At 34.5% G+C, this 14,317-nt stretch carries 17 protein-coding genes; 15 read left to right on the top strand and 2 right to left on the bottom strand.

What is annotated here, in order from left to right; all coding sequences use genetic code 11:
• The first annotated feature begins 55 nt into the window (after positions 1–55).
• From iolE to M2919_RS04935, 4 genes are read left to right on the top strand one after another with little or no spacing between them, the layout of a single operon-like run.
• A complete protein-coding gene (iolE, locus tag M2919_RS04950) occupies positions 56–940 on the top strand; it encodes a myo-inosose-2 dehydratase (protein ID WP_023606603.1) in 885 nt (294 codons plus the stop codon).
• A 17-nt stretch (positions 941–957) separates the two neighbouring features.
• Positions 958–2,553 carry a solute:sodium symporter family transporter gene (locus M2919_RS04945; protein WP_126762781.1) on the top strand — a complete coding sequence of 532 codons (1,596 nt, stop codon included), beginning with the start codon at positions 958–960 and terminating at the stop codon, positions 2,551–2,553.
• Between the two features lie 22 nt (positions 2,554–2,575).
• On the top strand, positions 2,576–3,580 hold the full coding sequence (iolG, locus tag M2919_RS04940; protein ID WP_248849450.1) for an inositol 2-dehydrogenase: 1,005 nt from the start codon (positions 2,576–2,578) through the stop codon (positions 3,578–3,580).
• Positions 3,581–3,594: 14 nt separating this feature from the next.
• Positions 3,595–3,906, top strand: coding sequence for a PTS sugar transporter subunit IIB (locus tag M2919_RS04935; RefSeq protein ID WP_023606600.1), 312 nt, complete (start codon positions 3,595–3,597; stop codon positions 3,904–3,906).
• 215 nt (positions 3,907–4,121) lie between these two features.
• On the opposite strand, the gene M2919_RS04930 is transcribed toward M2919_RS04935, so the two are convergent.
• Together M2919_RS04930 and M2919_RS04925 are read right to left on the bottom strand one after the other, a co-directional pair.
• Positions 4,122–5,075, bottom strand: coding sequence for a 1-phosphofructokinase family hexose kinase (locus M2919_RS04930; protein WP_248849449.1), 954 nt, complete (start codon positions 5,073–5,075; stop codon positions 4,122–4,124).
• On the bottom strand, positions 5,053–5,826 hold the full coding sequence (locus M2919_RS04925; protein ID WP_248849448.1) for a DeoR/GlpR family DNA-binding transcription regulator: 774 nt from the start codon (positions 5,824–5,826) through the stop codon (positions 5,053–5,055). Before M2919_RS04925 ends, M2919_RS04930 begins: the two co-directional genes overlap by 23 nt.
• Before the next feature lie 195 nt (positions 5,827–6,021).
• Between M2919_RS04925 and M2919_RS04920 the strand changes: the two genes are divergently transcribed.
• The 11 genes from M2919_RS04920 (at position 6,022) to M2919_RS04870 (ending at position 14,184) form a co-directional block, all read left to right on the top strand.
• Complete coding sequence (locus tag M2919_RS04920) at positions 6,022–6,465, top strand: PTS sugar transporter subunit IIA (RefSeq protein WP_248849447.1); 444 nt, start codon at positions 6,022–6,024, stop codon at positions 6,463–6,465.
• Positions 6,466–6,494: 29 nt separating this feature from the next.
• Positions 6,495–6,794 (top strand): PTS sugar transporter subunit IIB, encoded by a 300-nt coding sequence (locus M2919_RS04915; RefSeq protein ID WP_248849446.1) that lies wholly within the window; start codon positions 6,495–6,497, stop codon positions 6,792–6,794.
• A gap of 11 nt (positions 6,795–6,805) precedes the next feature.
• Positions 6,806–8,158 (top strand): PTS galactitol transporter subunit IIC, encoded by a 1,353-nt coding sequence (locus M2919_RS04910; RefSeq protein WP_248849445.1) that lies wholly within the window; start codon positions 6,806–6,808, stop codon positions 8,156–8,158.
• Positions 8,159–8,166: 8 nt separating this feature from the next.
• Positions 8,167–8,400 (top strand): hypothetical protein, encoded by a 234-nt coding sequence (locus M2919_RS04905; protein ID WP_248849444.1) that lies wholly within the window; start codon positions 8,167–8,169, stop codon positions 8,398–8,400.
• Between the two features lie 16 nt (positions 8,401–8,416).
• Complete coding sequence (locus tag M2919_RS04900; protein ID WP_248849443.1) at positions 8,417–9,169, top strand: class II aldolase/adducin family protein; 753 nt, start codon at positions 8,417–8,419, stop codon at positions 9,167–9,169.
• Between the two features lie 373 nt (positions 9,170–9,542).
• A complete protein-coding gene (gene ruvA / locus M2919_RS04895; protein ID WP_248849442.1) occupies positions 9,543–10,166 on the top strand; it encodes a Holliday junction branch migration protein RuvA in 624 nt (207 codons plus the stop codon).
• A gap of 13 nt (positions 10,167–10,179) precedes the next feature.
• Positions 10,180–11,187, top strand: coding sequence for a Holliday junction branch migration DNA helicase RuvB (ruvB, locus tag M2919_RS04890; protein WP_023606598.1), 1,008 nt, complete (start codon positions 10,180–10,182; stop codon positions 11,185–11,187).
• 16 nt (positions 11,188–11,203) lie between these two features.
• On the top strand, positions 11,204–12,238 hold the full coding sequence (gene queA, locus M2919_RS04885) for a tRNA preQ1(34) S-adenosylmethionine ribosyltransferase-isomerase QueA (RefSeq protein ID WP_168413610.1): 1,035 nt from the start codon (positions 11,204–11,206) through the stop codon (positions 12,236–12,238).
• A 25-nt stretch (positions 12,239–12,263) separates the two neighbouring features.
• Entirely contained in the window at positions 12,264–13,409 is a 1,146-nt protein-coding gene (gene tgt / locus M2919_RS04880; protein WP_023606596.1) for a tRNA guanosine(34) transglycosylase Tgt, read from the top strand.
• A gap of 80 nt (positions 13,410–13,489) precedes the next feature.
• Positions 13,490–13,822 (top strand): preprotein translocase subunit YajC, encoded by a 333-nt coding sequence (gene yajC / locus M2919_RS04875; protein ID WP_023606595.1) that lies wholly within the window; start codon positions 13,490–13,492, stop codon positions 13,820–13,822.
• Between the two features lie 104 nt (positions 13,823–13,926).
• Positions 13,927–14,184 (top strand): post-transcriptional regulator, encoded by a 258-nt coding sequence (locus M2919_RS04870; protein ID WP_248849441.1) that lies wholly within the window; start codon positions 13,927–13,929, stop codon positions 14,182–14,184.
• Positions 14,185–14,317: the final 133 nt, after the last annotated feature.

Genomic DNA, 14,317 nt, shown 5'->3' with positions numbered 1-14,317 from the left:
GCTTGCTTTTACATCACAAATGAAAACGCTGTACCGAAAACAAGGAGGAAGAAAAATGACAATCAAATTAGGAATTGCACCAATCGCTTGGACAAATGATGACATGCCTGAATTAGGAAGCGAAAACAGTTTTGAACAATGTATTAGTGAAATGGCTTTATCAGGTTATGTTGGAACTGAAATTGGAAACAAGTATCCACGTGATCCCGAAGTATTAAAAAGCTATTTGGAACCACGAGGATTATCAGTGGCAAGCGCTTGGTTCAGTGCCTTTTTAACAACGAAACCTTACGAGGAGACGGCTCAAGCATTTATTGAACATCGTGATTTTTTACATGCAATGGGAGCGAAAGTTATCGTTGTATCAGAACAAGGTCATAGTGTACAAGGACAAATGGAAACACCTGTTTTTGATAAAAAACCAGTCTTTAATGATGAAGAATGGGAGTTGCTAACAACTGGTTTAGAAAAACTAGGCGAGTTAGCAGCTGAAAAAGACATGAAAATTGTTTACCACCACCATATGGGAACAGGAGTTCAAACGACAGCTGAAATTAAACGTTTAATGGACCATACAGACCCAGAAAAGGTTAGCTTACTATTTGATACAGGACATCTCGTTTTTTCTGGTGAAAATCCACTTGAAATTTATAATTTATATCAAGATCGTATTTTCCACATCCACTTTAAAGACATTCGTGAAGCAAAAATGGCTGAAGTCAAAGCGAATAAAATGAGCTTTTTAAATGGTGTGAAAGAAGGCGTCTTTACAGTTCCTGGAGATGGCATGATCGACTTTAATCCTATTTGGGAAGCCATAGAGAAGAGTGGTTATGAAGGATGGATTGTTGTGGAAGCCGAACAAGATCCAGCAAAAGCTAATCCATTTATTTATGCAAAAAAAGCACGTCAATATATCAATGACGTCACAAAACTTTAAAAATAAGAGGTGTAGACATGAATGTATTTTCAATGGTAAGTTTTATTCTCATCATTGTGGCGGTTTGGATGTTTGCGTTTAAGAGGTCACGTGGCGTCGATGTGACAGATTCTGAAGGATTCTTTATGGGTGGTCGAAGTTTAACGGCATTACCAATTGCAGGGTCCATTATTATGACCAATTTATCAACTGAACAGATTGTCGGACAAAACGGTCAAAGTTATGTAGCAGGTATGGAAGTTATGGCTTGGGAAGTGACATCAGCGATAGCTATCGTCATGCTAGCTGCGGTGTTCTTACCAAAGTATTTCAAGTACGGTATCAATACGGTTTCTGACTTTATTGAAATTCGTTATGATACGCGTACGAAGCGTATTATCTCAGCTTTGTTTATTATTACTTATATGACATCATTCTTACCTGTTGTGCTGTATTCTGGTTCACTTGTTTTTAACAAAATATTCAGAATAGACGAACTATTGGGAATTCGTCCGATTACAGCAATCATTTTGGTGTCATTTGCAATCGGTATTATTGGTATTTTGTATTTATTAATTGGTGGATTGAGTCTAAGTGCGAACAGTGATACAGTTTATGGATTTGGTTTATTAATATGTGGCTTGTTAGTACCAATTTTAGGAGTGACTAAGCTAGGTGGAGGAAACTTCATTGGTGGTATTGATCATATCGTAGATAATACACCTTGGTTACTAAATTCAGTCGGTTCGATTGATTCTGCGGTCGTTCCTTGGCCAACACTCTTTACAGGTATGTTATTTAATAACTTGTATTTCTGGTGTACGAACCAGATGATTGTTCAAAAGGCTTTGTCAGGTAAAAACTTAGCTGAAGCTCAAAAAGGAGCATTCATGGTTGGATTCTTCAAGATTTTTGGGGCATTATTCCTAGTATTCCCAGGAATTGTAGCTCGTAATATATTTGGTGAATTACTCATTAATACACCAGATGAAGCGTATCCAGCATTAGTAACGGAAGTTTTACCACAAATGATGTATGGTATTTTTGCGGCGGTCATTTTCGGAGCTATTTTATCTTCATTCTCAGGAGCGCTAAACGCCACCTCAACATTAGTTTCATTGGATTTTTATAAGCCAGTTATCAACAAACAAGCAACAGACGCGCAAATTGCTCGTGCCGGTAAAATGGTAACGGTTATTGTTGGATTGGTTTCGGTTATTGTGGCACCATTTATTTCGTTTGCACCAGCTGGACTTTATCAATTCGTACAAGAGTTCAATGGACTATATAATATGCCGCTTTTAGTTATTATTTTGTTAGCCTTCTACTCTAAAAAAGCGACAGCATTGTCTGCCAAGGTTACAATCTCTATGCATATTGTTTTATATGCGTTATCTAAAGTTTTCTTAAAAGATGTTCACTTCTTATATGTGTTAAGTGTATTATTCTTCTTAGACATGCTAGTGATGTTCTTAGTTTCAAAATGGAAACCAGAAGGCGACTTCGAATTGAAAGTGTTTAATACGAAAGTTGACATTACCCCTTGGAAACATACGAAGTTAGTTAGTGTGATTACGATTGTTACAGTTATTATTACCTATTTAGCATTCTCACCAATTGGATTTGCTAGATAATAAAAAATAGGAGTTGAAAAAGATGAGTAAAGAATTAGTAGTAGGTGTTATCGGTGGAGGACGTATTGGGAAATTGCATACCAATAACTTAGTCCGAATGGCCGGCGTTAAAGTTAAAAAAGTAGCAGATATTTTTGCGGATAAAATGCCTGATTTTGAAAAAGAAGTCGGTGTACCGTTAGTAGCAGATTTTGATGAAATTTTAACCGATGATGAAATTGATGCTGTTTTTATTTGTAGTCCGACAGATACCCATGCGGAGTTAATCAAAAAAGCAGCTAAAGCAGGCAAGCATATTTTCTGTGAAAAACCGATTAGTTCATCAGATGAAGAAACATTGTCAGCTTACGAAGTAGTGAAAGAAGCAGGCGTGAAATTCCAATTAGGTGTTAACCGTCGTTTTGATCGCAACTTTGCTCAGGTAAAAGAACATGTCACAAGCGGTGCGATTGGAGATATTCAATTATTACGTATTGATTCACGTGATCCTGAAGCGCCACCATTGTCTTATGTTAAATCATCAGGGGGCTTGTTCTTTGATATGATGATTCATGACTTTGATATGGCACGTTTTATTGCGGGTAGTGAAGTAGACGAAGTTTATGCGACAGGAGAAGCGTTAGTCAATCCTGAGATTAAAGGCATTGATATTGATACTGCTGTTGTCACATTAAAATTTGAAAATGGTTGTTTAGGGGTTATTAGTAATAGCCGTCAAGCAGTGTATGGTTATGATCAACGTTTAGAAGCTTTTGGTTCAAAAGGAGCATCTCAAGCGGAAAATGAATTAGTTAATAATGTGACATTATCAGATGTAGAGGGTGTTCATAGCCAAAAACCATTGCATTTCTTCTTAGAGCGTTACAATGATGCTTATATTGCAGAAGTAGAGCAATTTTTAGATGCGATTAGAAATAATACAGAAACTGTGGTAACATTTGAAGATGGTATTATGGCGCAACGCTTAGCCTTTGCAGCGAATGAATCATTAAAAACAGGCCAACCTGTGCGCGTTAAAAAAATATAGATAGGGGTTTTATGATGGAAAAAAGTATCTTACTCGTGTGTGAAACGGGCATTAGTGCAGCATTATTTGTTTCTAAAATGTTAGAAAGTCTTCGTGCAAAATCATTAAACTATGACGTAGACTATGCACCTGTTGCGAGAGTAGAAGAGAAATTGGACTTTAAACACTATGACTATATTTTACTATCACCTCAAGTACATCGCTATGAGGAAGAATTAAAGGGATTACTTGAACAAGTAAAATGTGAATCAGAAATTATTGGCATTACTGGTGAAGAGTTTGCAACCATGAATATTGAAAAAATCATGGCAAAGTTTTTAGATTAAAATAGAAAGGCTGTCCGCGAGCGGACAGCCTTTTTATTGGTTCTATAATTTAAAGGACTGATGAATCAAATAAATGATTCATCTGCTCTTTAAACCGTAGAGCCTTTATTTTTTATACAGTTTTCTAAGACTGTGATTGTCATCTTTATAAAAACTAAATGATAAGGTTAATAAAAAATTAAATTACTACAATAGATATGAAATATAAAGTGTATTTAACTAATATCAGTGACTAATATATGTGGCATAATTTTTTTAATTTCATCTAGATTAACTACGCCAGTCCCCTCATTCATAGTGTTTGAAATACCACAAGCTATAGAAAATTTTATTGAATCTTCAAGAGAAAGATTTCGCTCTAAGGCTGCTGCAAAACCTCCAACAATTGAATCACCTGCCCCAGTTGGATTAACTACTGTTATGTTTGGAATTTTTACATCGTATAATTTATTATTATGAATAACAATTGCCCCTTCTTCCCCACAACTAATAAAAACTATAGGGATATTAGTTTTTATATTTTCGTTTAAAATAAAACGAATTGCTTCGGATTTTGTGGTTAATTCTTTGCCTATTAAATCGCTGAATTCAAGCAAGTTAGGTTTTATTAAGAAAGGTACATTTACTTTATCTAACCAAGCTTTTTTTAAAAATGGTCCGGAGACATCTAGTAAAATTTTATGTGGTCCGTTTTGATAAATACTATCCATAATAATTGAATAAAAATCGGAATTATCAGAGTTCACTGAACCGTTTATACATATACAAGAAATCTTGTTATTGCTTAAAATATGTATTATTTTATTAAGCAATTCTATATGTTCGTTTTTTTTAATCGTGGGTCCTGACTCAATAATTTCAGTTTGTTGTTTAAATTTGTCAACAATGGTAATTGCTGAGCGATTTTGTCCATTATCTATTTTCACAAAATCTTGTATAAATAAATTCTCTTTTTTTAACATATCTTCCAAATTTTTTCCATTAATATTACTTAGGAAACCGGTTAAAATTACTTCGTGACCTAACAATGCAGCAGCTCTACCAGCATTAATTCCTTTTCCTCCGATGTTAGTATAGGCTGTTTTCGAACGATTCAACTGTCCTAATTTAAAATCATCTAATATATACAGTGTGTCGATTGACGGGTTAGCGGTAACGGTTAGTATCATGTTGTATCTCCTTTACTACGGTAGTGTATGAGCTATATTTTTTATAATCATCATCTGTTATTTTACTATCAGTAATTAAGAAATCTAAATTGGATAATTTATAGAAAGTAAAAATATCAGATTTATTTAATTTTGAACTGTCAGCTACGATACATTTAATTCTAGAACTTTGAAAAGCAGCATTTTGAACACCACCTTGTAAAGAAGTGGAAGTAGTAACATTATTATCAAAAATTCCATTAGTTGCTGCGAAAGCTATATCGATATTAAGAGTTTTAAATGATTTTTCTGCGATGTTTCCAATGAATTCCTCAGTTCTAGAGTTAAACTCACCTCCTGTTAATATGACTTTATAATCAGTATTTTCATTTATGTAATTAAAAGCAATTAGGCTATTAGTAATGATATACAAATTCTTTTTAGTAATATGCGATAACGCATAAAATATTGTAGTACCTGCACCTATATAAATTACCTGATCGTCTTTGATTAAAGAGTTCATAAACATTCCAATTTCTTTTTTTTCTGATACATTACAGTTGATTTTTTCACTTGTAGATAATTCTTTAGGTTCTATTTTCTTTGCTCCGCCATGTACTTTTATTAATTTGCTTTCTTGAGCTAATTGATTAAGGTCTCTTCGAATAGTCATTTCCGAAACTTCTAATTGTGTAGAAATATTTGAAACGGTTAGAAAACTTTCTGAGTCTAATAAATCTATAATTTTATTTTGTCTTTCTTCTTTTAACATTAAGTCACACCTTTCATATGTTTAAAAATGATGATAAACACATACCTATTATACTACATCTGTAAAAAAACACAAATAAACAAAAGAAAGCGTTGACATTTATTTAATTTTGATATATTATTTAGTTGCAAACAAAAAAGAACACAAACAAACATAAATAAACAAAGGAATGAGGGAGTTTTATTGTTAAAGAATATGCTATCAGAAGATTTGATTATTTTAAATGTAGAGGGAGATGATTTTAAAGATGTTGTAAAAAATGTTTCAAAAAAACTCAAAGAGAAGGGGTTGATAAATGAAAAGTATGAAAACGCTGTTATGGAAAGGGAAACTAAATTCCCAACGGGTTTGATGACTAAATTTATTAATGTTGCTATACCTCACACAGATCCGGAACATATCAAGCAACCATTTGTTTGCGTGGTAAAAACTAAGGAATTAATAAATATGAAACAAATGGGTGATAATCAGGAAATAAAAGTTAAAGATTTTTTCTTTTTAGGTATTACAGAACCTAAAAAACAAGTAAGTTTGTTAAAAGAAATTATAGATTTGTTAATGAATGATAGTTTTGTATTAGAGTACAAAGATAGTAATAATAAGAAACAAGTAATGTCGACAATAGAAAATTTTTTATAAAAATTAATTATATATGGAGGAATACGACTATGAATAAAAGAATAATTGTTGCATGTGGAAGTGGAGTGGCTACTAGTCAAACGATAGCGAGTAAATTATCTAGTATGTTAGATAATGATGGAATTGACTATATTGTAGAAGCTGTGGACTATAAATCAATTATGAACGAGTTACCAACTTCTGAAATTTATGTCTATATAGCTCAGCCAGATGAAGATGTACTTCAGAAAGCCGAGGAGCTAAGTGTAAAAGTTTTTCCTGGGATACCTTTTTTAACTGGAATGGGAATGGAAAAAATTTATGAAGATATTAAAAATGAAATTAAATAAAGGAGATTGACATGGAAATATTTCAAAATATTATTAATTATATACTAGATTTAGGTTCTGCAATTTTTGTACCTTTAATAATATTAATTCTAGGGCTTGTAGCTGGAATGAAATTTAAAAAAGCTTTTATGTCTGCGATTACGCTAGGAATAGCTTTTACTGGAATGTCTATGGTTATTGGCTTTATGTCCAACGCAGTGAGCCCTGCTTCTGAAGCGTTAGCAAAAAATACAGGGATTAATTTACCTGCTCTAGATTTGGGTTGGACAGGTGCAGCGAGTATTACTTGGTCATGGCCATATGCTTTTGTTTTTTTCGCTGTAGTAATAGTTATAAACATTGTTATGCTATTATTAAACTTTACGAAGACTCTAAATGTCGATATGTGGAATGTTTGGGGAAAAGCTTTAACAGCTTATCTGGTATATTTCATTAGCGGTAGTTTGGCTGCAGGGTTTATCACAGCATCAATTCAGGTTGTTTTAGAGCTGAAAATGGGAGATATGTTTCAAAAACATATTGAAGACTTAACCGGTATTCCTTTAGTTACAGTTACCCATTTTATGAATATATCAGCCGTCTTACTGTTGCCTTTCAATATGTTAATGGATAAAATGCCTATTTTCAATAAAAAAGCTGATACTAATGCACTTAAAAAGAAGATAGGTGTTTTTTCAGAAAATTCTGTTATGGGATTTATAATAGGTTTAGGTTTAGGTTTTGCTGCAGCTTATGGGGTATCTGGTTCTCTTAATTTGGCAATTCAAATCGCGACTGCTATGGCATTGTTTCCTATGATATCTAAAATGTTCATGCAAGCTTTATCACCTTTAGCTGATGCAATGTCTGAATTTATGAAGAGCAAGTTCAAAGACAGAGAGGTATATATAGGGTTGGATTGGCCTATTTTAGCAGGTAGATCAGAGGTGTGGGTCACTGCAATATTACTTGTCCCTGTTTTTATTGGTTATTCAATTGTATTGCCTGGAAACCTTGTACTACCTTTAGCAGGTATCATTAATTACTCGATTGCAGTAGGAGGTTTATTGTTAACAGGTGGGAATCTATTAAGGATGCTTGTTTTAGGAATAATATCAATGCCACTATATTTATACGGTGCTACATACCTAACACCAGTTTTAACAGGATTAGCTAATAAAACGGGTGCTGTTGAAGGTATAAAAAAAGGACAACAAATTACGTGGTCCTCAATTGAGGGGCCTGAATTTAGAATTTTGTTTGCTGAAGCATTTAATAAGAATATTTACGCAATAGTTGGTAGTTTAGTTTTCTTAGCATTATTTGTGTTGCTTTATAGATATATGAATAGAATGAAAGTACCGAGTGAACGTTATAAAGGATAGGTGTATTTATGAATAATAAGCAAGCTCTTTGGTATACATTCTTAGCATTTACCCTATGCTTATTTTTATACTCTTTAATAACAAACAATACTTTTTTGAATGTTATAACATTAGCTTTATCATCTTATATATATATTAAAGGTGATCCAATTATGTTTAGAAAGTATAATGAAAAAAAAATTAAGAAAAAAGAAAAACAAGAAGAAGTTAAAAAAATAATTTATCAGTCAATAAAAAAATGATTATGGAGGATATTAAATGACAGCTGGAAGAATGATATTTGAAAGCGAAAGACAAGATTTAGCTAATATAGTTAAATTAATATTTAATAGAAAAAATACTAATGTAGCTGGTGGGAACTTTTCATTTAAAGTATCGGATGATAATGGGGATGAATATATAATTATGACACCAACCATGATGTCGGAAGCATATTTAGGTAATCTATCACCGGCGCAAATATTAGTGGTTGAGCCTCATACTAGAAAGGTTATAGACGGAGTAGGTAACTTAACTCGAGAAATAAATTTACATGAGGCTATGTACGATACTAATAAAGATGTAAAAGCGGTATTACATGCACACGCACCTAACGCTATGTTTTGGGCAACATCTGGGTTAGACTTACCTAACTTGACAGAAGCTACTCAAAAAGTGAAATATGTCCCCGTACTGGAATTTGAACCTAATTGTTCAGAAGAATTAGCAAAATTAACAAGTGATTATATAAAAGAAAATAATGTTGAATTACCTAATATGTTGTTGTTAAATAGTCATGGTGTTCTTATTAATACATCGGGAGAAAATGGCGTAGAGGCAATACATAAAGCATTGTCTATTTTGGACACGATGGAATGGAATGCTGAAATTGCTTATAAACAAGCAATTTTTCAGAAAATTGGAATTTTAGATGGTTTTTACTCTAAAGGGGTAAAAATAGGAGAAATTGAAGATTTAAAAAACAAAACCCCCTTATATAATACAATCGTCGAAGATGCAGGTGGAGATTAAGAAAGTAGTTGTCTTAGAATCAATTTTTATTAAAGAGAACAGAATTTAAAAGAGGATAAAAAACAAAAGTATATTAGTAAAAATAAGCGTTTTGTAGTGAGATGTTTCATTACAAGATGCTTTTTTTGTTCAAATAAAAATTTTACTTTATATCTTTTTATGCATATCTAAATTGTCGTAAAATAAAATATAATAGAGAATGTGATAAGTTGTTTTCTAATAAAAGTAATAAAAACACTATCAATAATTAAAGTATTATAAATTTATTTTTTTATATAATGTTACTAAAAGGCTCTTGTGTATTGACTACCTAGACGTTAGGGATTATGGTACAATCTTAAGGGAACGCTTGTTTAAGTATGGAGGAAAAAAGATGTATGAATATATAAAAGGAATGGTAACCTATATAAGTCCTTATTATATTGTGATAGAAACACATGGAATAGGCTATCAAATACTAGTGGCGAATCCGTTTAAATTATCAAGTTATCGTGACAAGCAAGTCACCCTTTATTTGTATCAAGCGGTAAGAGAAGATGCGATGACGCTTTATGGGTTTGAAACATTAGAAGAAAAGCAGTTGTTTTTAAAATTAATCAGTGTATCTGGTATTGGGCCTAAGAGTGGCTTAGCGATAATGGCAAGTGCTGATCATGCTGGTCTAGTAACAGCGATTGAAAATGCTGACCATAGTTATTTGACTAAATTTCCTGGTGTTGGTAAAAAGACAGCGCAGCAAATGGTCTTAGATTTAAAAGGAAAACTAGAGGGTGTTAACTTCGAACCGTCATTAGTCGGCCAACAACAGTTAGAAATGGATTCTGAATTTACAGCGAAAGGGACAATCAGTGCTTTAGAAGAGGCGTGTGAAGCCTTGAAAGCATTAGGATATAGTGCTCGAGAGATTTCGAAAGTGAAAAAAGGGTTAGCAGCTGAAAACTTAACGACGACAGATGAATATCTGCGTAGAGGATTAAGTTTATTGATGAAAAAGTAAGGAGTGATGCTAGATGACGGAAGAACGGATTGTATCGCCAGACGAATGGGAGAATGACGCTTCATCTGATAAAACCTTACGCCCGCAGTACTTAACTCAGTATATTGGACAGGAAAAAGTTAAGCGAGAATTACTGATATATATTGAAGCAGCTAAACGAAGACAAGAATCACTGGATCACGTGCTATTGTTTGGGCCTCCTGGTTTAGGGAAGACGACTTTGGCGATGGTTATTGCGAATGAACTAGACGTCAATATTCGGACAACGAGTGGACCCGCAATCGAACGGCCAGGTGACTTAGTGGCGATATTAAATGAATTAAGTCCAGGAGATGTCTTATTTATTGATGAAATACATCGCCTACCTCGTGTAGTGGAAGAAATGTTATACTCCGCGATGGAAGATTTTTACGTAGATATTATGATGGGACAAGGCGAAACTGCTTATCCTCTTCATTTTGAACTGCCACCCTTTACATTAATAGGAGCGACGACGCGTGCGGGTATGCTTTCGGCACCATTGCGTGACCGCTTTGGGATTGTGTCTCATTTGGAGTATTACTATCCAGAAGAATTAGCGGAGATTATCGTGCGTTCAGCAGCTATTTTTGAAACGGATATTGTTGAAGAAGGAGCTTTTGAGATTGCACGACGTTCACGTGGAACGCCAAGAATTGCGAACCGTTTATTGCGTCGAGTTAGAGATGTGGCTCAAGTTGAAAGTGATGGTGTCATTACGCCGCAAATAGCAGACTATGCTTTAGCTTTACTGCGTGTTGACCAAGAAGGCTTAGATTATATCGATCAGAAGATTTTACGTACGATGATTGAAGTATATCGAGGTGGGCCTGTTGGATTAAGCACGATTGCCGTCAACATCAGTGAAGAAACAGAAACAGTGGAAGACATGTACGAGCCATTTTTAATCCAAAAAGGGTTTATAAAGCGAACGGCTCGTGGACGAGTAGCAACAGAAAAAGCGTATCATCATTTAGGCTATGCATATGATGAGAAGAACTAGAGAGAAGAGTGAAAGTATGGTTATGAGTACCGAAGATTTTGATTTTGATTTACCAGAAAAATTAATTGCACAAACGCCTCTGAAAAATAGGGAAACATCGCGTTTGCTCGTAGTGGAACAAGCGACTGGTAAAATGGCAGACAAACATTTTACGGATATTTTAGATGAGTTACATCCTGGAGATGCGTTAGTTATGAATGATACACGAGTGTTACCTGCGCGTTTACATGGTGTTAAGCCAGATACAGGGGGACAGTTAGAAGTATTATTATTAGTGAACCAAGAAGGGAATCGTTGGGAAACGCTAATTAAGCCGGCACGTCGAGCGAAAGTTGGAACTGAAATTCATTTTGGTGACGGTCGCTTAAAAGCGAAAGTGGTAGAAGAACTGGATCACGGGGGACGAATTATTGATTTTATGTATGAGGGTGTTTTTCTTGAAATTTTAGAGTCTCTTGGCGAAATGCCTTTACCGCCATATATCAAAGAACAATTAGAAGATCCAGAACGTTATCAAACGGTTTATGCGAAAGAAAATGGTTCGGCAGCTGCACCAACTGCAGGTCTGCATTTTACTAAAGAGTTGTTGCAAAAAATTGAAGAAAAAGGTGTAAAACTAGTGTATTTGACACTTCATGTTGGATTAGGAACATTTCGTCCAGTGAGTGTTGAGAACGTAGATGAGCATGAAATGCACCGTGAGTTTTATCGCTTAACAGAAGAGGCGGCTGAAACGCTAAAAGAGGTCAAAGCCAGTGGCGGACGGATTGTCGCAGTAGGGACAACAAGTATTCGTACGTTAGAAACGATAGGCACTAAATTTGATGGACAATTACAAGCTGATAGTGGTTGGACAGATATCTTTATCTATCCAGGATATGAATTTAAAATTGTCGATGCTTTTTCGACGAATTTTCATTTGCCAAAATCAACACTCGTGATGCTAGTCTCTGCCTTTTTAGGAAAAGAGTTAACAATGGAAGCATACGCACATGCTGTTTCTGAAGAATATCGCTTCTTTAGTTTTGGTGATGCGATGTTTGTTAAATAAATAGTCAAAGAAAGTAGGAACAAAAATGACAGAATCACCGATTCGTTACCGATTAATTAAAACAGAAAAACATACAGGGGCTCGTTTAGGCGAAATCATAACACCACATGGAACATTTCCGACACCGATGTTTATGCCAGTCGGAACACTAGCTACTGTTAAAACAATGGCGCCAGAAGAATTGAAAGAAATGGGAGCAGGAATTATCTTAAGTAATACATATCATCTATGGTTGCGCCCAGGCGAAGATATTGTAGAAGAAGCAGGTGGCTTACATCAATTTATGAACTGGGACCAAGGGATTTTAACGGACTCAGGCGGTTTTCAAGTTTGGTCGCTAGCTGACATGCGTAATATAACAGAAGAAGGCGTTCATTTTAAAAATCATTTAAATGGTTCTAAAATGTTCCTCTCACCTGAAAAAGCGATTCAAATTCAGAATAAACTAGGACCAGATATTATGATGAGTTTCGATGAATGTCCGCCATTTTACGAAAGTCACGATTATGTTAAGAAATCAATCGAGCGTACAACGCGCTGGGCTGAACGTGGTTTGAAAGCTCATGCCAATCCAGATCGTCAAGGATTATTTGGAATTGTTCAAGGAGCTGGCTATAAAGACTTACGTATTCAAAGTGCGAAAGATTTAGTAAGTCTTGACTTCCCAGGTTATTCTATAGGAGGTCTTTCAGTTGGTGAATCAAAAGAAGAGATGAATGAAGCGTTAGAATGGCTTAATCCTATCTTACCGTCAAATAAACCACGCTATTTAATGGGAGTTGGGACTCCAGACTCATTGATTGACGGTGTTATTCGTGGAGTCGATATGTTTGATTGCGTCTTACCAACTCGTATTGCTCGTAATGGAACATGTATGACAAGTCAAGGACGTTTAGTGGTAAAAAATGCGAAATATGAGCGCGATTTTCGACCAATCGATGAAAAATGCGACTGTTACACGTGCCGTAACTATACCCGTGCTTACGTGCGTCATTTAATCAAAGCGAATGAAACCTTTGGATTGCGTTTAACCTCGTATCATAACTTGTATTTCTTATTAAATGTGATGAAACAAGTTCGTCAAGCGATTATGGATGATAATTTATTAGAATTCCGTGAAGCCTTTTTTGAAGAGTACGGTTTTAACGAAAAAAATGCAAAAAACTTTTAAATCGTCGAAGATAAAACTAGTAGTTTAGGAAATTATTTGTTAAAGTTAAGAGTGAACGAGAATAGGATGAGGTGAATAGAATGCAAAGTTTAGGTATGTTTTTTCCATTAATTATTATTGGTGGTATGTTGTTCTTTATGACACGTACACAGAAAAAGCAACAAAATGAACGAAAACAGTTACTTGATAGTATGGCAATTGGTGATAAAGTTGTCACTATTGGCGGGTTACATGGTATTGTGTCAGAATTCAATCAAGAAGACGGAAATAATACAGTAATTCTTGACTGTGAAGGAATCTTCTTAGAATTTAACCGAGCAGCGATTGCACAAGTAACACCTGGTACTCATGAACCGGAAGTCGTAGAAGAAGTTTCTGTGACTGAAGTTGATGAAACATCAAATGAAGAGTAGTCACTTAAGATAAAATCAGCAGTTGTTGGTTTTATCTTTTTTAGTCTGTTACGTTGTTTTGATGGTTAAAAGGTAAAGGAAAGTACAATGAAAACAATGGAAGTATGGGAACGTTGGCAATTAAGACGTGGGATGAAACAAAAAACAAAAGAGTTTCATCGTCTAGGTTATTTAAATATGACGGAGCAGAACTTTGGGAGTATATGCAAGAAAAAGTTTGGCATCACGACTGGTCGACTAAAGAAAAAAGACAAAGTGTGATGATCATTACTCCGAATGATTTTTTTGATTATCAACGTGTTAAAGCACAAGTAAAAGATGTGCTGTCATTTGATTGGGAAGACATTGATGATTTATTATAGAAAAGAGCTGAAAAACGGCTCTTTTCTTTTTTTACAAAAGAAAGTGAAAAAAATCACAAATATCTCTTTACAAATAAAAAAAGATGTAGTATAGTTATTTGTGAAAGAGGTAACAAATAAAATTTTCATGGAG

It is taken from the genome of Vagococcus lutrae (genome assembly GCF_023299185.1).
In the GTDB taxonomy this organism is placed as follows: domain Bacteria; phylum Bacillota; class Bacilli; order Lactobacillales; family Vagococcaceae; genus Vagococcus_A; species Vagococcus_A lutrae.
The sequence above is the reverse complement of the archived record's forward strand: the minus strand, read 5'-3'. Positions and strand labels throughout refer to the sequence as shown.